This window comes from Streptomyces sp. NPDC046931 (assembly GCF_040644655.1).
In the GTDB taxonomy this organism is placed as follows: domain Bacteria; phylum Actinomycetota; class Actinomycetes; order Streptomycetales; family Streptomycetaceae; genus Streptomyces.
In genome coordinates this window covers 200306-218863 of record NZ_JBEYWX010000009.1, presented here as the reverse complement: position 1 = coordinate 218863, position 18558 = coordinate 200306, and the positions used below count along the sequence as shown (strand labels likewise).

Genomic DNA, 18558 nt, shown 5'->3' with positions numbered 1-18558 from the left:
GAGGCCATCGGCCCCCTTGGCCCAGAGGTACGTGCGGGACCTGCCCCGCGTTCAAAGGCCCGCGGAGTCCAGGGCCGACTGGAGTGACTGGCGGTAACCCTCGCTGGTGTAACTGGCCCCGGAGACCGTGTCGATGCTCGCGCTCTGCGCGGCGAGGACCTCCCTCCTCAGCTGCGGGAGCGCATAGCCGTTGATCTCCTGGTCCCTGGGGTTGTCCTGGGGATAGTCCACCGCCGTGACGTCGGTGATCCTGCCCTTCGTCATCGTGACGCGGACCTGGACGGGACCCCACCGGGTCGGTACGGAGGTCCCGGTGACGGTCTTGCTGCCGGCGGACCCGCCGGATCCGCCCGAACCGGTCGGGCCGCTCGATCCGTCGGAACCCTTCGAGCCGCCCGGGACGCTTGACGCGCGCGAACCCGACGGCGCGTGCGCTCCCAGCGCGACCGACGGTGACGTGTGCGGTTTCAGCGACAGCAGTATCACTGTGCCGGACACCGTGGCGGCGCTCGCCAGCACGATCCGCCGCAGCGGGCTCTTCCTCTTCAACGGGTGCATGACGTCCTCACAGCTCGAATGACTCGTGGTGGATACGGCGGTCCGGGATCCCGGCCGCCCGCAGCGCCTCGTACATGTCCTCGGCGAACCCGGGCGGACCGCACAGAAAGACGTCGTGGTCGGCGAGTGCGGGCACCGCACCGTGCAGCGCACCCGGTGTCAGGCGCGGGCGCGAGCCGTCCGAACCGTTGAGGGCGTACAGCACCCGGGCGCCGCGCCACCGGGCTATGGCCTCCAATTCGCCGCCCAGCGCCAGGTCGTCGGCCGAGCGTGCCCGGTACAGCAGCGTCACCTCGCCCGGCAGCGTCTCGAACAGGGCCCGCAGCGGGGTGATGCCGACACCGGCCGCGATCAGCAGCGACTTGCCGGTGGTCCGCCGGTCGGCGGTCAGCGATCCGTACGGGCCCTCCGCCCACACCCGGGTGCCCGGCCGCAGCAGGGCGACCGATGTGCTGTGGTCGCCGAGCGCCTTGACGGTGATGCGCAGCCGGGTGGGGCGAGGCGGCGCCGACAGGGAGTACGGTGTCGACGTCCAGCGCAAGCCGTCCGCGAGGAACCGCCAGCGGAAGAACTGCCCCGGCTCCGCGCCCAGTTCGTCCAGCCGCCGGCCCTGCACGACCACGGACCACACCCCCCGCGCCTCCTGGTGCACCGCCTCCACCCGGAGCCGGTGCCGCAGGTTCAGCCGCACGGGGGCGAGGATCCGGAACCACACCACCAGGGCCGCGACACCCACGTACAGCGCGTACCAGACACCCTGCGCGAGGGGGTTCCCGGCGAACTCCGCGCCCAGAGCCAGCTGATGACCGAACGCGAGGAAGACCGCGGCGTAGGTGAGCAGGTGGACGTAGTACCAGAACTCGTGGCGGGTCCGCCGGCGGACGGCGCGCATCGACGTGACCCCGACGGCGAACAGGATGACCGTCCCCAGAGTCGCCTTGATCATCTCCGGGTAGTCGAGGACCACCGTGAGCGTCTCGTGCACGAGCGAGACCCGGTCCTGGGCGGCGTACCCGGCGATGGTCAGGGCGATGTGCGCGATCAGCAGGCAGACCGTGTACCGCCCGGCCATCGCGTGCCATCGGGCCACCCGGTCCGAGCCGATCCGCCGCTCCAGCAGCGGCACCCGGGCCATCAGCCCGACCAGCACCGCACAGGCGTACCCGCACAGCAGCCCGGCGATCCGGCCCGCCCCGGTGAGCCGGCCGGCCGTGCCCACCACCGATCCGGTGTTCTGCCACCACAGGGCGACGACGGCGGCCGCCCCGGCCCACAGGACGGCCGGCAGCAGGGGGGCCGGGGAGCGCCGGACGATCGGCACCGGTGGCGCCTGCTGCTCGTACACCGTGGTCATGAGCGGTTCCTTTCGGGCGTCGAGGACGCAACTGTGCAGGCGGAACCTCTGAGGCCGCTCTGAGGAACATGAGTCCGTCCTGAGCGGAGCAGCCGGCGAAGGGGCGCCGCGCAGGTCACCCGGCGCGAGGTACCGGGCACGCGGGGTGGAGGGCGCCGGACACTCACAGCGAACTCAGAGGCTCCGGCGGCACCGGCCGCCCGGGACGCGAGGGATCCTGGTGAGTGCGATGAACACACCCAGAACCGGCCGCCCCGCTCTGTCCCGTCCCGACGGCACGCCCGTGCGTGTCCTCGTCGTCGACGACGACCCGGACCTCGCCGAGGTGCTGTCCGGGGCCCTGCGCTACGAAGGCTGGAACGTCCGCACGGCCGGCGACGGGGCCACCGCCCTCGCCGAGGCCCGCGACCTCATGCCCGACGCCGTCGTCCTGGACGTGATGCTGCCGGACACCGACGGTTTCGCGGTGCTGCGCTCCCTGCACGGTGTGAAGCCGGATGTGTGTGTGCTGTTCCTCACCGCGCGGGACGCCGTCGAGGACCGCATCGCCGGCATCACCGCGGGCGGCGACGATTACGTGACCAAACCGTTCAGCCTGGAGGAGGTCGTCGCCCGGCTGCGCGGGCTGCTGCGCCGCGCCGGAATGGCCCGGCAGCTGGAGGAGGGTCCCCGGCTGACCGTCGGGGACCTGGTCATGGACGAGGAGGCCCGTGAGGTGGCCCGGGCCGGTGAGCTGATCGACCTGTCGCCCACCGAGTTCGAACTGCTGCGCTTCTTGATGCGCAATCCCCGGCGCGTGCTCAGCAAGGCACAGATCCTCGACCGGGTGTGGTCGTACGACTTCGGTGGCCGGGCCCATGTCGTCGAGCTCTACATCTCGTACCTGCGCAAGAAGGTGGACGCCGGCCGCGAACCCATGATCCACACCGTGCGCGGGGCCGGATACGTGATGAAGCCGGTGACCCGGTGAGGGCCGGACCGGCGGGGGTACGGCGGGTGCGGCGCCTGCCCCGGCCGCGCACCCTGCGGGCCCGGCTCACCGCCGGGCTCGTCGTGCTGCTCGCGCTCAGCTGCGCCGCCGTCGGGGTGGCCGCCGTGGTGGAACTCGACGGCTTTCTCACCGGGCGGCTGGACCAGCAGCTGCGCGAGACCGGCCCGCGGTTCCCGGCGAGCCTCGAGCACGGCGTCAGACCCTCGGACCACGACGGTGACGAACACGGTGACACGCGCAAGCAGCCCGCCGGCACCTTCGGCGCCCGGCTGGTCGGCGACACGGTCACCCAGGCGGCGGTGGTGCGCCCCGGCGACCAGAGCACCGATCTGACCGCTCCGCTGAGCGCCCGGGACGTGCGCACACTCACGGCGGTCCGCACGGACGGCAGGGGTCACAGCGTCCATCTGTCGGCTCTGGGCGGTTACCGGGTGATGGCTGCGACCGGCCGGGACGGCGACGTCCTGCTCACCGGGCTTCCGCTGGAACCGGTTCAGGCCACGGTGCACCGGCTGGAACTGGTCGCCGCCGTCGTCTTCGGCGCGGCCCTCGCGGTCACCGGGGTGGCCGGCGCCCTCTGGGTGCGCTGGTCCCTGCGGCCGCTCAGCCGGGTCGCCGACACCGCGGCCCGGGTCAGCGAGCTGCCGCTCGCCAATGGCGAGGTCGCGCTGCCGCCGCGGGCACCCGAGAGTGATCCGCGCAGCGAGGTGGGCCGGGTCGCCACCGCCTTCAACCGCATGCTCGGCCATGTCGAGGACGCGCTGACCAAGCGCCACGCCGTCGAGGAACGGCTGCGCGGCTTCGCCGCCGACGCCAGCCACGAGCTGCGCACGCCGGTCGCCTCGGTCCGCGGCCATGCCGAGCTGGCGCTGCTGAACCCGGGTCCGGTCCCGCCCGAGGTGCACCGTGCCCTGGAGCGGATCGCCGCGGAGTCGACGCGCATGGGCGAGATGGTCGACGATCTGCTGCTGCTGGCCCGGCTGGACGCGGGCCGTCCGCTGGAGCGCCGTCCCGTCGACCTCACCCGCCTGGTCCTCGACGCGGTCACGGACGCGCGGGCCGCGGGCCCCGGCCACCGCTGGACGATGGAGCTGCCCGAGGAACCGGTGACGGTGGTCGGCGACACGCATCGGTTGCAGCAGGTGCTGGCCAATCTGCTGGCCAACGCGCGTCTGCACACACCTGCGGGCACCGCGGTGGTGGCCACGCTGGAGACCGAGGGAACGACGGCCGTCCTCGGGGTCCACGACGACGGTCCCGGAGTGCCCGACGACATCCGCTCCGGCGTCTTCGAACGCTTCACCCGGGCCGACCACCGCCGCCGCCCGGACCACCATGGCGGCGGCGCGGGGCTGGGCCTGGCGATCGTGGCGGCGGTGACGGAGGCGCACGGAGGAACGGTGGGGCTGGACACCCGCCCCGGCGCGACGACGTTCACCGTACGGCTGCCGGCCGGCGCGCTCAGTAGCGCGTGAGCGCGGTGGCCCCGCCGCTCGTTCCGATCGCCATGTGCGGTGCCCGGGCGGGATCCGCCCAGGCCAGGATCCTCCGCATCGCGTCCTGCGGCACCGACACACAGCCCGACGTCGCCGCCTCGCCGTTGACGTGCAGGAAGATGCCGGCGCCGCGTCCCCGCACCGGGGCGTGGTAGTTGAAGCCGATGACCAAGGCGAGGGAGTACTGGGGGTCGTAGGCGATGAGGTGCTCCGCCTCCGAGTCCCGGCAGTCGGCCGGGAGCGGCTCCGTCCAGCGGTTGTAGGAGCGCGCGTTGTTGTCCTGGCACCACCAGGAGTTCTGGTGCACCCGGCGATACGGCTCCTTGACCCCCGCGGGGGCGGCCGCGATGCCGAATGCGTACGGCAGGTCGTACAGGCCCGTCGGAGTCGTGCTGGTGCCCTGCCTGCGCGAGGTGCCCTCCACGAGGCCTCGCGCGCCGAAGCGCGCGGCCGCCGAACCGGCCTTCACCCATTGCCCGCCCCGGCGGTCCCACCAGGTGACCGTGCCCGAGGTCGCGGCGGTCGTGGACGCCTCCGCGGTGATCAGCTGGGTGCCGCCGCCGGTGTCCGCCATCCGCCCGGGCAGCGGGACCTCCCCGACGGGGTACGGCGCGGCGCCGAGCAGCAGGAGGAGGGGAGCGGAGGCGAGGGCGGCGACGACACCGGAGCGCATGGCTCAGAACGTAGACGGCGGCAGCGGCAACGGAAGTCCCGGCAGGCCGTCGAGGCTGGTTTCCACGTGCTCTTTCCTCCGGAAGTACGCATCGAGGGAGGCGTCGTCCTCGCGTGCGAAGCGCTTGGCGTGCAGATCGCGGTCCTGCTGGTACGCCATGAAGGGGACCGCGTAGCCACAGGTGTCCCGGATGTGTTCCGCCGTCACGACGATGATCGCGCGCAGGCCGTGCGGGGCCGGGTCGATGCCCGGGAAGTGCGCGAGGAGATCCCCGAAGCGCGGGTCGTCACGGAAGACCGGCTCTCCGCGGCCGTGCACCCGCACGATGTTCGGCGGGCCCTGGAAGGCGCACCACATCAGGGTGATCCGGCCGTTCTCCCGCAGGTGCGCGATGGTCTCGGCGTTGGACCCGGCGAAGTCGAGGTAGGCCACGGTGCGCTCGTCGACGACGGCGAAGGAGCCCTTGAGTCCCTTGGGGGAGAGGTTGACCGTGCCGTCGGCGTCGAGAGGAGCGGTGGCGGTGAAGAACAGGGGCTGTGCCTCGATGAACGTCCGCAGTCTGCCGTCTATGCGCTCATAGGTCTTTCCCATGCCGCCGATTATCGGAGAAGGTCTTTCGGCTGTCTAAGGAATTGCGGCCTCCGGCGGGTCCCGTCGGAGGGTTCGTGGCCGCCCCGGCCGGCGCGCGGGGCGGCCACGGTGCCTGTCACGTCACTCGGTGAGCGTGCAGGCGGCCAGGGAGGACAGGCCCTGTGGCCCGGTGGCCGACGCGGCACCTGCGTCCGGCGAGAGGTACGGGTGAGCGGCTCCGGGCGTTCAAGAGTTTTGGAACCACCTTTCGAAACCGCGCCACGGGGGCGATGAGATTGACGAACCATGCAGGACCCTGCATACTCATGCATATCAGCGAATGCACTGTGAGGGAGAAACCCGTGACCGAGCGCGTCGTACTCGCCTACTCCGGCGGTCTGGACACCTCCGTCGCCATCGGCTGGATCGCAGAGGAGACCGGCGCCGAGGTCATCGCCGTCGCCGTGGACGTCGGCCAGGGCGGCGAGGATCTGGACGTCATCCGCAAGCGCGCGCTCGCGTGCGGTGCCGTCGAAGCCGAGGTCGCCGATGCCAAGGACGAGTTCGCCGACGAGTACTGCCTCCCGGCGATCAAGGCAAACGCCCTCTACATGGACCGCTACCCGCTCGTCTCCGCCCTGTCCCGGCCGACGATCGTCAAGCACCTGGTCGCCGCCGCCAAGAAGCACGGCGCCACCACGGTCGCCCACGGCTGCACCGGCAAGGGCAACGACCAGGTCCGCTTCGAGGCCGGCATCGTCGCCCTCGCCCCCGACCTCAAGTGCATCGCCCCCGTCCGTGACTACGCGATGACCCGGGACAAGGCCATCGCCTTCTGCGAGGCCAAGGGCCTGCCGATCGCGACCACCAAGAAGTCCCCGTACTCCATCGACCAGAACGTCTTCGGCCGGGCCATCGAGACCGGCTTCCTCGAGGACATCTGGAACGCCCCGATCGAGGACATCTACGAGTACACCTCCAACCCGGCCGAGCTCCGCGACGCCGACGAGGTGATCATCACCTTCAAGGAGGGCGCCCCGGTCGCCATCGACGGCAAGCCAGTCACGGTCCTCCAGGCCATCCAGCAGCTCAACGAGCGGGCCGGCGCCCAGGGCATCGGCCGGATCGACATGGTCGAGGACCGGCTCGTCGGCATCAAGTCCCGCGAGGTGTACGAGGCTCCGGGCGCGATCGCCCTGATCACCGCCCACCAGGAGCTGGAGAACGTCACCGTCGAGCGCGAACTCGCCCGCTACAAGCGGCAGGTCGAGCAGCGCTGGGGCGAGCTGGTCTACGACGGCCAGTGGTTCTCCCCGCTCAAGCGTGCCCTGGACGGCTTCGTCGACGAGGCCAACCGGCACGTCTCCGGCGACGTCCGCATGACCCTGCACGGCGGCCGTGCTGTCGTCACCGGCCGGCGCTCCCAGGAGTCGCTGTACGACTTCGACCTCGCGACCTACGACACCGGGGACACGTTCGACCAGTCCGCGGCCAAGGGCTTCATCGACATCTACAGCCTGTCGTCGAAGATCGCCGCCAAGCGGGACCTCGTGTAGGACGCAGGGTCCTTCGCACTGCCCGACACACGCATGAGCGTGCAGCCGCCTCCTCACTCCCGGGTGGGGAGGCGGTGGCACATCCCCACCTTCCGAGGAGTACAGCAGTGAGCAGCAACAGCGGTGACGTACGGCTGTGGGGCGGCCGTTTCGCCGACGGACCCGCCGAGGCCCTGGCCAAGCTGTCCGCGTCCGTCCACTTCGACTGGCGGCTGGCGCCGTACGACATCGCGGGTTCCCGCGCCCATGCGCGCGTGCTGCACCGCGCGGGGCTCCTCACCGACGACGAGCTGACCCGGATGCTCGGCGGTCTGGACCGGCTCGAGGCCGACGTGGCCTCGGGCGAATTCACGGGCACCATCGCCGACGAGGACGTCCACACCGCCCTGGAGCGCGGCCTCCTCGAACGCCTCGGCCCCGACCTCGGCGGCAAGCTGCGCGCGGGCCGCTCCCGCAACGACCAGGTCGCCACCCTGTTCCGGATGTATCTGCGCGACCACGCCCGCATCATCGGCGGCCTGATCGCCGAACTCCAGGACGCCCTGGTCGGCCTCGCGGAGGCGCACCCGGACGTGGCGATGCCCGGTCGCACCCATCTTCAGCACGCCCAGCCGGTGCTCTTCGCGCACCATGTGCTCGCACACGTCCAGGCACTGTCCCGGGACGCCGAGCGGCTGCGCCAGTGGGACCAGCGCACGGCCGTCTCGCCGTACGGCTCGGGCGCGCTCGCGGGCAGCAGCCTCGGTCTCGACCCGGAGGCGGTAGCCAGGGACCTCGGCTTCGAGCACGGCAGCTCGGCCAACTCCATCGACGGCACCGCCTCGCGCGACTTCGTCGCCGAGTTCGCCTTCATCACCGCGATGATCGGCGTGAACCTCTCCCGGATCGCCGAGGAGGTCATCATCTGGAACACGAAGGAGTTCTCCTTCGTCACCCTCCACGACGCCTTCTCCACCGGCTCCTCGATCATGCCGCAGAAGAAGAACCCGGACATCGCGGAGCTGGCGCGCGGCAAGAGCGGCCGTCTGATCGGCAATCTGACGGGGCTCCTCGCCACCCTGAAGGCCCTGCCGCTCGCGTACAACCGCGACCTCCAGGAGGACAAGGAGCCCGTCTTCGACTCCATCGACCAGCTGGAGGTCCTGCTCCCGGCCTTCACCGGCATGATGGCCACGCTGACCGTGCACCGTGAGCGCATGGAGGAACTGGCGCCGGCCGGTTTCTCACTCGCCACCGATATCGCCGAGTGGCTGGTCAGGCAGGGTGTGCCCTTCCGGGTCGCGCACGAAGTCGCCGGTGAGTGCGTGAAGGCGGCGGAGGCCGAGGGCAAGGAGCTGGACGAGCTCACGGACGAGCAGTTCGCCAAGATCAGCGCCCATCTCACCCCGGAGGTCCGCACCGTCCTCGACGTCCCCGGTGCCCTGGCCTCCCGCAACGGCCGCGGTGGCACGGCACCCGAGGCGGTCGCCGCCCAGCTCGCCGAGGTGAAGGCGGACCTGGCGGCCCAGCATGCGTGGGCCACCGCGAAGCAGAAGAAGTAGCAGGTCGCGTATACGAAGGGCGTCGCGGGTTACGTTGGTCGACAGCCGCATGGAGCCGACCCAAGGGAGCCCACGATGCCCTTCGCCCGACTGGCCTCAGCAACGACTCCCACCTGCCACCTCGGCCTGGGCCTCGCCGCGGTCGGCCGTCCCGGCTACATCAATCTCGGCCGCGAGCAGGACCTCCCGTCCGACCGCAGCGTCGAAGCCCTGCGCCAGCGCACCCGTGAACTGCTCGACGCCGCCTACGCCCAGGGCGTCCGCTACTTCGACGTGGCCCGCTCCTACGGCCGCTCCGAGGAGTTCCTCGTCGGCTGGCTGAACGCCCGCCCCGAGATCGACGACGTCGTCGTCGGCAGCAAGTGGGGCTACGCCTACACCGCGGGCTGGACCACCGACGCCGAGCAGCACGAGGTCAAGGACCACAGTGCCGCGACCTACGAGCGGCAGCGGGCCGAGACCGCCGCCCTGCTCGGCGAGCGGCTGGACCTCTACCAGATCCACTCGGTGACCCCCGACAGCCCCGCGCTCACCGACAAGGAACTCCACGCGAGGCTCGCCGAGGCCGCGTCGGAGGGCCTCACCATCGGCTTCTCCACCAGCGGCCCGGCGCAGGCCGACGCGATCCGCGCCGCGCTCGCCGTGACCGTGGACGGCGAACCCCTCTTCCGTACCGTCCAGTCCACGTACAACCTCCTGGAGACCTCGGCCGGCCCCGCGCTCGCGGAGGCCCATGACGCCGGGCTCGCCGTCATCGTCAAGGAGGGCATGGCCAACGGCCGGCTGGCGGACCCGTATGCGCCCGAAGCGCTGAAGGCCGTGGCCGAGCAGACGTCGCTGGGCTCCGACGCGGTCGCCCTCGCCGTGGTCCTTCGCCGGCCCTGGGCCGATGTCGTCCTCTCCGGTGCCGCCACCACGGCCCAGCTCGCCTCCAACCTGCACGCCGCCGCCGTGGACCTCGACGAGGACCAGCTCGCCCGGCTGGAGGCCCTGGCCGAGGAGCCGCGCGCGTACTGGGAGCGGCGCGGACAGCTGCCCTGGCACTGATGTCCCGTCGACAGCGCGGTCTGAGACATTCACGCCTCACATGAGACAAAGACGTCTCACGTCCGCTATCATCGTCTCATGGCCGTCGACCGTGACCACGTGCTGCGCAGCGCAGCCGCCCTGCTCACCCGGAAGTCCACCGCCACCATGGACGAGGTCGCCAGGGCGGCCGGGATCAGCCGGGCCACGCTGCACCGCCATTTCGCCGGACGCGACGCGCTCGTACGAGCCCTGGAGGCGCTCGGCATCGAGGAGTGCGAGGCGGCGCTGGACGCCGCACGGCTCGACGACGGCCCGGCGCAGGAAGCCCTGCGCCGGTTCCTGACGGAGATCGAGTCCGCCGCGGCCCTCCTCGCCTTCCTCTACAGCGAGAACCAGCTCTACGAGGGCGAGGAGCAGAACGCGGGCTGGGCCCGGATCGACGCCCGGATGGCCGCGCTGTTCCGGCGCGGCCAGGCGAGCGGCGAGTTCCGCATCGACCTCACCCCGGCCTGGCTCACCGACGCCCTGTACGGCCTGCTGGCCTCGGGTGCCTGGGCGATGACGGAGGGCCGTCTGGCCCCCAAGGACTTCACCTACATGATCGTCGAGCTGTTCCTCGGCGGCGCCCTCAGGAGAGAGGAACCATGACCAGCACCTTGCAGCCGGCTCTCGCGACCCGGGCGGAGAAGCGGCCGGGCCGGTGGCTCGCGCTCTCGGTCCTCGTGCTCGCCGTGCTGCTGGTGGCCGTGGACGCGACCGTCCTCGGCCTCGCCACCCCCTACATCAGCGAGGACCTGGAGCCGTCCGGCACCCAGCTGCTGTGGATCGGGGACGTCTACTCGTTCGTCATCGCCGGTCTGCTCGTGTCCATGGGCAGCCTCGGCGACCGCATCGGCCGCAAGCGGATCCTGCTCGGCGGCGCCACGGCCTTCGGTCTGATATCCGTCCTCAACGCCTATGCGGCGACCGCGGGGACGATGATTCTCGCGCGGGCGCTGCTCGGCGTCGCGGGTGCGACCCTCATGCCCGCCACGCTCGCCCTGATACGCAACATCTTCCAGGACCCCCGCGAACGCAGCCTCGCGGTCGGGATCTGGGGCGCCACCGCCTCGGCCGGTACGGCAGTCGGCCCGATCACCGGAGGTTTCCTGCTCGAACACTTCTGGTGGGGCTCGGTCTTCCTCATCAACGTGCCCGTGATGGTGGTCCTCGTCCTCGTCGGCATCCGCACGCTGCCCGAGTCCCGCAACCCGGACCCCGGCCCCTGGGACCTGATCAGCGTCGTGCTGTCGCTCGTCGGCATGGTGGGCGTCGTGTACGCGGTCAAGGAGGCGGCCGCACACGGTCTCACCTGGCCGGTCACGGCCACCGGTGTCCTCGGCGCCGCCGCGCTCGCCGGCTTCGTGCGCCGCCAGCTGTCGCTTCCGGTGCCGCTGCTGGACATGCGGTTGTTCAGCCGCCGCGGCTTCAGCGGCGCGGTGCTCGCCGACCTGCTGACCGTCCTCGGCATGTCCGGGCTGGTCTTCTTCCTGTCGCAGTACCTGCAACTGGTGCAGGGCAGGCGGCCCTTCGAGGCGGGACTCGCCGAACTGCCCGCCGCCCTCGGCGCGGTGGGGGCGGGCCTCGTCGCGGGCGCGGCGGCCCGGCGCTTCTCGGTGCGCGCGGTGGTCTCCGTCGGGCTCGCCGCGGTCGGGCTGGCCCTGGCCGCCCTCACCCTCCTCGACCGGGCCACCGGCTACCCGTTGATCGGGGCCGCACTGCTGGTGGTGGGCGTGGGCGCCGGCCTGTCGTTCACCGTGACCGCGGACGTGATCCTCTCCAGCGTGCCCAAGGAACAGGCGGGAGCCGCCTCGGCGGTCTCCGAGACGGCCTACGAACTCGGCGCGGCCCTCGGCATCGCCCTGCTCGGTTCCATCGTGACCGGCGTCTACCGCGACTTCACGGCGCCGGCGGGCACCCCGGCCGCGGCCCACGAGTCGTTGGGCGGCGCGGTCGATGCGGCGCGGCACCTGCCCACGAGCACCGGCGAGGCACTGCTGTCGGCGGCCCGCGAGACCTTCCTCGAGGGCCTGAGGTTGGCCACGGGCGCGGGTGCGGCGGTACTGCTGGCCACGGCGGTGGCAGCGTGGTTCCTGCTGCGGGGCCAGCGGCTCGAGGGTTCCGCGTGACGTCCGGGGGCGCGCCCTGTCTCGGGGCGCGCCCCCGGACGCCGCTACGCGGCCTTCGCCTTCGTGGCGTACATGTCCACGTACTCCTGCCCCGACAGCCGCATGACCTCGGTCATCACGGAGTCGGTGACCGCCCGCAGCACATACCGGTCCCGGTCCATCCCCTCGTACCGGGAGAACTCCATCGGCTCACCGAAGCGCACGGTGACCCGGCCCGGACGCGGCATACCGCGACCGCCCGGCTGAAGCTTGTCCGTGCCGATCATCGCGAACGGGACCACCGGGGCGCCGGTCATCAGGGTGAGACGGGCGATGCCGGTGCGGCCGCGGTACAGACGGCCGTCGGGGGAGCGGGTGCCCTCCGGGTAGATGCCGAAGATCCTGCCCTCCTCCAGCACCCGGCGGCCGGTCATCAGCGCTGCCACACCCCCGCTCGCGCCGTCCCGGTCCACCGGGATCATGCCGACGCCCGTGAAGAACCAGGCCATCAGCCGGCCCTTGAGCCCCTTGCCGGTGACGTACTCGTCCTTGCCGATGAAGAACACCTGCCGCGTGGTCACGATCGGCAGCACGATCGAGTCGATGAACGTCAGATGGTTGCCCGCCAGGATGACCGGGCCGTCGGCCGGGATGTGCTCCGCGCCCTCCACCCGTGGGCGGAACATCAAGCGCATGATCGGTCCGAGCACTGCCTTGATGAGCGCGAAGCGGGACAACGGGCCCTCCGGTGTCAAGGGATGCGGTATGAGTCTGTGCAGGTGAGGACGATACTCGCGCGACCCGGTGTGCCGCACATCGGGTTCACCGCGTCGATACGAGTCATTGTCGACTGTTTACCTGCGGCGGTGTCGTGTTGCACGTCCGTCGTCCGCCGAGCGGGTGTGACGGATGTCGCGCCCGGCGGATGACGGGCTGTCATGGGGAGCCACCCGACGGGTGTCCCGCAAGAGCGCACCCATGCATCCCGCAGGACGATCCGCGTGCGTCCCGAGTTCCTGTGTACGTCTCCCGGCCGTCACTCGTACGCCCCTACGATCGACTCGCTGTCGACACGCGTGGCGGGAGGAACCCATGGGGACGCAGGAGTCGTACGAGCAGGGGCGAGGGACCGGCCGGCGGGCGCTGCTCGGGGCCGCGGTGCTGGGCGCGGGCGGTGCGGTGCTCGCACTGCCCGGTGCCGCGAGCGCGGGCACACGGCACGGCGGCGGGCCGAAGGGGCTGCCGGTGCCGACCGTCATCGGGCACCGGGGCGCCAGCGGCTACCGCCCGGAGCACACCTTCGGTTCGTACCAGCTGGCTCTCGACCTGGGCGCCGACATCGTGGAGGCCGGCGACCTGGTGCCCACCAAGGACGGCCACCTGGTGTGCCGGCACGAGCCGGAGATCGGCGGTACCACCGACGTCGCCGACCACCCCGAGTTCGCCGGCCGCAAGACCACCAAGGTCCTGGACGGCGTAACCACCACCGGATGGTTCACCGAGGACTTCACCCTCGCCGAGCTGAAGACCCTGCGTGCGGTCGAGCGCATCCCGGCCACCCGTCAGCGCAACACGCTCTACGACGGCCGCTGGGAGATCCCCACCTTCGAGGAGGTGCTCCGCTGGCAGGACGAGCAGACCCGCAAGCGGGGCAAGCAGGTGTGGATCTACCCCGAGACCAAGCACCCCACCTACTTCCGCAAGCTGGGCCTCGGCCTGGAGGAGCGGCTCGCGACGATCCTGCGGGCACACGGCAAGGACCGGAAGAACTCGCCCGTCATCATCCAGTCCTTCGAGCCGACCAGCATCCAGCGGCTGAACAAGCTGGTCGGCAACCCGCTCGTGGTGCTGCTGTCCGCCGCGAACACGCGCCCGTGGGACTTCGTCGCGACCGGCGACCCGCGCACGGTCGCCGACCTCGTCACCCCCGAGGGCCTGACGGAGATCGCCTCCTACGCCCAGGGCATCGGCCCGACCCTCGACCTGGTCATCCCCAAGGACGCGAACGGCAACCTCACCCGGCCGACCACGCTCGTCGCAGACGCGCACGCCGCGGGCCTGATCCTGCACCCGTACACGATGCGCAACGAGAACACCTTCCTGCCCGCGAACTTCCGGAAGGGCACGGACCCGGCGGCCTACGGGGACGTCTTCGGCGCCTACCAGGCGTACTTCGCGACCGGCATCGACGGGGTGTTCACCGACAACGCCGACACCGGACTGCTCGCCCGCGAGGACTTCCTGCGCGGCCGGGGAGTCAACGGCTGACGCGAATACCCCGATTGGGGTGATTCCCGGCCGTCCCGGCAACCCGCCACCGGGACGGCCGCGTCACGCCGCATATGACCCACGAGATGCTGACGGCCCTGCGCCCCCTGCTCACCGCCGAGGCGTCGGCGGAGGCGCACGCGTCGGGGATGGAGCCGGGCGATCTGGAACAGGCGGTGTGGCTACGGCTGCTGGAGCGGCTCGAGGGCGACCGGCCGCCCGTCGACCCGCAGGGATGGCTGCGCCGTGCCGTCCGTGCCGAGGCGCGCCGCGGCCGCCGCACCGCCCGCCTGGAACTCCCGTACAGGGCCGAGCCCGCCGACGACACGGGGCGCGATCCCGAGCAGCAGGCCCTGACGGCGGTCCGCCGCCGGGCGCTGTACGCGGCCGTGCGCCGTCTGCCCGGCCGCTGTCCCCGTCTCATGGCGGCGCTTCTGTCCCCGCACGACCTGACCTATCGGGAAATCGCGGGGGAGTTGGGTATCTCACAGGGAAGTCTTGGCCCTGAACGTTCCAAATGCCTTGGATGTCTACGTCGATTGCTGGCGGCGGAGGTTGCGGCCCGTGAACCACGGGGATAGGAGTGGGGGACCATCGGCGATCAGGTGAGCGGGAGGCATGCGCACATGGGCATGAGCGTGACCATCTCTGTGGCGACCGAACAGGACGCCGAGCAGATCTTCAGGCTGCAGTACCTGTGCTTCCAGAGCGAGGCCGCGCTGTACGGCAACTACCGCATCGACCCGCTCGTCCAGAGCCTGGACTCGGTCCGCGCCGAGGTCGCCTCGGACTGCGTGTTCGTGGCGCGCCTCGGTGAGGAGGTCGTCGGCTCCGTGCGCGGCAGCGTCACCGAGGACGGCGCGGCGTCCATCGGCAAGCTGTGTGTGCACCCGCGGCTTCAGGGCCACGGCATCGGCGCCCGCCTGCTGCGCGCGGCGGAGTCGGCGCTGGCGGAGGAGCGCGGCGCCAAGAAGTTCCGCCTCAGCGCGGGCCACCGCAGCGAGGGCGGCCTGCGCCTGTACCGCCGCCTCGGCTACGAGGCCGCGGGCACGTCCCAGGGCGCCGACGGAGTGCCGATGATCGTGCTGGAGAAGCAGGCACCGGCGTCGACGTACGCGACGACGGCCTGAGAGGGCACCGCGCCCCGCAAGGGGCGCGCCGCCCCCGGCCGGTGGCCGGGGCTCAGGCGCCCTGCTGCCGCGGGTGCGCCTTCCGCAGCCAGTACATGGCCGACAGCGGCAGCACCACGGGGATGAAGAGGTACCCCATCCCGTAGTCGGACCAGACGGTCGCGTCCGGGAACGCGGACGGCTCCACCAGGGTCCATGTGCCGACGGTGAGTACGCCCACCAGCTCCGCCCCGCAGCACACCAGCGCCGCCCGCCGGGCCGTCTCGCCGCCGCGGACCAGGGAGTACGTGATGAAGCCGTAGACGACTCCGGCCACAGCGGACAGCGAGTACGCCAGCGGGGCCTTGTCGAACTGCGCCGAGATCTGCACGACCGAGCGCGCCACCGCCCCGACCACCATCACGCCGTACAGCCAGACGAGCAGCATGCCGGGCCCGGTGATGAGCCGTGTCTTCGCCGGCCTCTCCTCCGTGGCCGCCATCTCAGCCTCCCCAGATGTCATAGAGCCGCACCTCCAGCACGGCGAGGACCACACCGCCGGCCGCGACCGTCACCGAACCCCAGCGCGTGCGCTCCGCCAGCGACATGAAACCCGCCGCCGGGACGCACGCGAAGGCGCCGAGCAGATACGCCACGAAGATCGTCGTGCCCTGTTCCGGCTTCTCGCCGCGCCCGAGCTGGACGAGGCCGACGGCCAGCTGGACCAGGGCCAGCAGCGTGACCACGGCCATGCCGATGAAGTGCCAGTCCTTCGTGGGCTGATCACGGTAGGCCGCCCAGCCGCACCAGGCGGCGAGCAGCAGCGCGGCGACAGCGGTCGCCGGCGTCAGGGCATCAAGCATGCCGCGACCCTATTACGGTCCAAAAGACCCGAGACGCTCGCCCCCGGCAGCCGCCCCGCGGACACCGGCGACCGGGCTCGCGCCGGGCCGGCCACCGTGGCCTTGACCACAACCCGGCGAGTCCGGTTGACGGACCCGATCCGGTGCTCGGGGCCTCCCGGTCGTGTCCTGTCCGGTCAACGAGCCTTTCCCGGCGGTCCCCGGAGACGGCCTCACACCGTCCACGGCTGTCCGAATAGCGGACAACCGTGCCGGCTCACAGCGGTGTGTCTGCTTTACTGGGGCCCATGACCACGACGAGCTGCCGCACCCTTGCGACCGAGGCGACCATGACGCCCGGTGCTCGTTGTATGTGCCGAATGTGCGCCTGCTAGAGGGCCCCTGCACCATCCAGAGCCTCGCGCCCCGAAGCGAGACCGCCCTGCCCTGTCCGTACGCCCGCGTCGTACCGGACTGAGCCGCCCCCACCGCCGAACGGCCCGGGGGACTCCATCGCGCACTTGTTCTCCCCGGTTCGATCGCCATCGCGAGAACCGTGTCGCGTTCCCACGCACCCGTGCCCGGCGCGCATCCACGCCCTGCACTCGACAGTGACGGAAACCCCAGTGATCACCACATCGGGCCTTACCAAGGTCTACCGCTCGCGCGGCCGCGAGGTGACCGCCCTCGACGGCGTCGACCTGCATGTACGCGAGGGCGAGGTGTACGGCGTCATCGGCCAGTCCGGCGCCGGCAAGTCCTCGCTCATCCGCTGCGTCAACCTCCTGGAGCGCCCCACCTCCGGCACGGTCACCGTGGCCGGCCAGGACCTCACCGCGCTCGCCGGCCGCGGTCCGCGCGCCGGCAAGGAACTCCGCCAGGCGCGCAGCCGTATCGGCATGGTCTTCCAGCACTTCAACCTGCTGTCCTCACGGACGGTCCAGGACAATGTCGAGCTGCCGCTGGAGATCCTCGGCACATCCGGGAAGGAACGTTCCCGCAAGGCTCTCGCACTGCTCGAACTCGTAGGCCTCGCCGACAAGGCCAAGGCCTACCCGGCCCAGCTCTCCGGCGGCCAGAAGCAGCGCGTCGGCATCGCCCGCGCCCTCGCCGGCGACCCCAAGGTGCTGCTCTCCGACGAGGCGACCAGCGCCCTCGACCCGGAGACCACCCGCTCCATCCTCCAGCTGCTGCGCGATCTGAACCGGCAGCTGGGTCTCACCGTCCTGCTCATCACCCACGAGATGGACGTCGTCAAGAGCATCTGCGACTCGGCCGCCCTCATGGAGAAGGGCCGCATCGTCGAGTCCGGCACCGTCAGCGAGCTGCTCGCCACCCCCGGCTCCGAACTGGCCGCCGCCCTCTTCCCGCTCAGCGGCGCCGCGGCCGGTGACGACCGCACCGTCGTCGACGTCACCTTCCACGGGGATGTCGCGACCCAGCCCGTCATCTCGCAGCTCTCGCGCACGTACAACATCGACATCTCGATCCTGGGCGCCGCCATGGACACCGTCGGCGGCAAGCAGGTCGGCCGGATGCGCATCGAACTGCCCGGCCGCTACGAGGAGAACGTGGTGCCGGTCGGCTTCCTGCGTGAACAGGGCCTCCGGATCGACGTCGTGGGCCGGGCCGCCGAAGAGCCCGCGCTGGTGAAGGACGGTGTCAAGTGACCTGGTCGGAGATGCAGCCGCTGCTGTCGCAGGCGTCCTGGGACACCCTCTACATGGTCGGCTGGTCCACGCTCATCGCCGTCGTCGGCGGACTTCCGCTCGGTGTCCTGCTGGTCCTCACGGACCGGGGCGGGCTGCTCCAGAGCGTCGTCGCCAACAAGGTCCTCGGGCAGATCGTGAACATCGCCCGCTCGATGCCCTTCATCATCCTGATGGTCGCCCTCATGACCTTCACCCGCTGGGTCACCGGGACGACCCTCGGCCGCGAGGCGGCCATCGTGCCGCTCGCCATCGGCGCCATCCCCTTCTTCGCCCGCCTCGTCGAGACGGCCGTCCGCGAAGTGGACGGCGGGCTCGTGGAAGCCGTGCAGGCCATGGGCGGCAACACCTGGACCGTCGTGCGCAAGGTCCTCGTCCCCGAGGCCCTGCCCTCGCTGATCTCCTCCGCCACCACCACGGTCGTCGCTCTCATCGGCTACTCCGCGATGGCCGGCACGGTCGGCGCCGGCGGCCTGGGTGACGTCGCCATCCGCTACGGCTACCAGCGCTTCGAGACCCAGCTGATGTGGATCACCGTGGCGATCCTCGCCGTCGTCATCTCGCTCATCCAGTTCGCCGGCGACTACGCGGCCCGCTCTCTGCACCGGCGCGGCGGCCACTCGGGCCCGGTACCGAAGCTGCGGCTGCTGAAGGCGAAGGAGCCCGCCGCCGCGGACGTCGGCAAGGCCGCCTGACACCCCTCACAGACTCCCCG

General features: G+C 71.4%; 19 protein-coding genes. 12 read left to right on the top strand and 7 right to left on the bottom strand.

The genetic code is table 11. The features are described 5' to 3' along the window. Positions 1-51: 51 nt before the first annotated feature. Together ABZ876_RS18795 and ABZ876_RS18790 are read right to left on the bottom strand one after the other, a co-directional pair. Positions 52-558 (bottom strand): FMN-binding protein, encoded by a 507-nt coding sequence (locus tag ABZ876_RS18795; RefSeq protein WP_361781890.1) that lies wholly within the window; start codon positions 556-558, stop codon positions 52-54. Between the two features lie 7 nt (positions 559-565). Continuing rightward, entirely contained in the window at positions 566-1912 is a 1347-nt protein-coding gene (locus tag ABZ876_RS18790; RefSeq protein ID WP_361781887.1) for a ferredoxin reductase family protein, read from the bottom strand. A gap of 229 nt (positions 1913-2141) precedes the next feature. On the opposite strand from ABZ876_RS18790, the gene ABZ876_RS18785 reads away from it, so the two are divergent. Next, on the top strand, positions 2142-2882 hold the full coding sequence (locus ABZ876_RS18785) for a response regulator transcription factor (protein ID WP_361781884.1): 741 nt from the start codon (positions 2142-2144) through the stop codon (positions 2880-2882). A 26-nt stretch (positions 2883-2908) separates the two neighbouring features. Further along, positions 2909-4378: a HAMP domain-containing sensor histidine kinase gene (locus ABZ876_RS18780; RefSeq protein WP_361781881.1), complete on the top strand. Its 1470-nt coding sequence runs from the start codon at positions 2909-2911 to the stop codon at positions 4376-4378. Here the strand turns inward: ABZ876_RS18780 and ABZ876_RS18775 are convergent. Further along, the gene (locus tag ABZ876_RS18775) at positions 4365-5072 is read right to left on the bottom strand and encodes a L,D-transpeptidase family protein (RefSeq protein ID WP_361781878.1); all 708 of its coding nucleotides are present in this window, start codon (positions 5070-5072) and stop codon (positions 4365-4367) included. The genes ABZ876_RS18780 and ABZ876_RS18775 overlap by 14 nt on opposite strands. A gap of 3 nt (positions 5073-5075) precedes the next feature. Further along, entirely contained in the window at positions 5076-5663 is a 588-nt protein-coding gene (locus tag ABZ876_RS18770; protein ID WP_361781875.1) for a pyridoxamine 5'-phosphate oxidase family protein, read from the bottom strand. A 341-nt stretch (positions 5664-6004) separates the two neighbouring features. On the opposite strand from ABZ876_RS18770, the gene ABZ876_RS18765 reads away from it, so the two are divergent. From ABZ876_RS18765 to ABZ876_RS18745, 5 genes are all read left to right on the top strand, one after another. Further along, positions 6005-7198, top strand: coding sequence for an argininosuccinate synthase (locus ABZ876_RS18765; protein WP_361781872.1), 1194 nt, complete (start codon positions 6005-6007; stop codon positions 7196-7198). A gap of 107 nt (positions 7199-7305) precedes the next feature. Then, positions 7306-8739, top strand: coding sequence for an argininosuccinate lyase (argH, locus tag ABZ876_RS18760; RefSeq protein WP_361781870.1), 1434 nt, complete (start codon positions 7306-7308; stop codon positions 8737-8739). Positions 8740-8814: 75 nt separating this feature from the next. Then, positions 8815-9786, top strand: coding sequence for an aldo/keto reductase (locus tag ABZ876_RS18755; protein ID WP_361781867.1), 972 nt, complete (start codon positions 8815-8817; stop codon positions 9784-9786). Between the two features lie 78 nt (positions 9787-9864). Further along, positions 9865-10416, top strand: a complete 552-nt coding sequence (locus ABZ876_RS18750; RefSeq protein ID WP_361781864.1) for a helix-turn-helix domain-containing protein — start codon at positions 9865-9867, stop codon at positions 10414-10416. After that, positions 10413-11936, top strand: coding sequence for an MFS transporter (locus tag ABZ876_RS18745; RefSeq protein ID WP_361781861.1), 1524 nt, complete (start codon positions 10413-10415; stop codon positions 11934-11936). The genes ABZ876_RS18750 and ABZ876_RS18745 overlap by 4 nt, the downstream gene beginning before the upstream one ends. A 44-nt stretch (positions 11937-11980) precedes the next feature. Here ABZ876_RS18745 and ABZ876_RS18740 read toward each other — a convergent pair whose 3' ends face one another. Then, entirely contained in the window at positions 11981-12670 is a 690-nt protein-coding gene (locus tag ABZ876_RS18740) for a lysophospholipid acyltransferase family protein (protein WP_361781858.1), read from the bottom strand. A gap of 337 nt (positions 12671-13007) precedes the next feature. Between ABZ876_RS18740 and ABZ876_RS18735 the strand changes: the two genes are divergently transcribed. The 3 genes from ABZ876_RS18735 (at position 13008) to ABZ876_RS18725 (ending at position 15313) form a co-directional block, all read left to right on the top strand. Then, entirely contained in the window at positions 13008-14183 is a 1176-nt protein-coding gene (locus ABZ876_RS18735; protein ID WP_361781855.1) for a glycerophosphodiester phosphodiesterase, read from the top strand. 74 nt (positions 14184-14257) lie between these two features. Beyond that, the gene (locus ABZ876_RS18730) at positions 14258-14764 is read left to right on the top strand and encodes a sigma-70 family RNA polymerase sigma factor (protein ID WP_361781852.1); all 507 of its coding nucleotides are present in this window, start codon (positions 14258-14260) and stop codon (positions 14762-14764) included. A 45-nt stretch (positions 14765-14809) separates the two neighbouring features. Continuing rightward, positions 14810-15313, top strand: coding sequence for a GNAT family N-acetyltransferase (locus tag ABZ876_RS18725; RefSeq protein WP_361781849.1), 504 nt, complete (start codon positions 14810-14812; stop codon positions 15311-15313). Positions 15314-15365: 52 nt separating this feature from the next. On the opposite strand, the gene ABZ876_RS18720 is transcribed toward ABZ876_RS18725, so the two are convergent. Continuing rightward, on the bottom strand, positions 15366-15794 hold the full coding sequence (locus ABZ876_RS18720) for a hypothetical protein (RefSeq protein WP_361781846.1): 429 nt from the start codon (positions 15792-15794) through the stop codon (positions 15366-15368). 1 nt (position 15795) lies between these two features. Further along, on the bottom strand, positions 15796-16155 hold the full coding sequence (locus tag ABZ876_RS18715) for a hypothetical protein (protein WP_361781843.1): 360 nt from the start codon (positions 16153-16155) through the stop codon (positions 15796-15798). Positions 16156-16760: 605 nt separating this feature from the next. Between ABZ876_RS18715 and ABZ876_RS18710 the strand changes: the two genes are divergently transcribed. Beyond that, positions 16761-17804 (top strand): ATP-binding cassette domain-containing protein, encoded by a 1044-nt coding sequence (locus ABZ876_RS18710; RefSeq protein ID WP_361781841.1) that lies wholly within the window; start codon positions 16761-16763, stop codon positions 17802-17804. Then, positions 17801-18538, top strand: a complete 738-nt coding sequence (locus ABZ876_RS18705) for a methionine ABC transporter permease (protein ID WP_361781838.1) — start codon at positions 17801-17803, stop codon at positions 18536-18538. The genes ABZ876_RS18710 and ABZ876_RS18705 overlap by 4 nt, the downstream gene beginning before the upstream one ends. Positions 18539-18558: the final 20 nt, after the last annotated feature.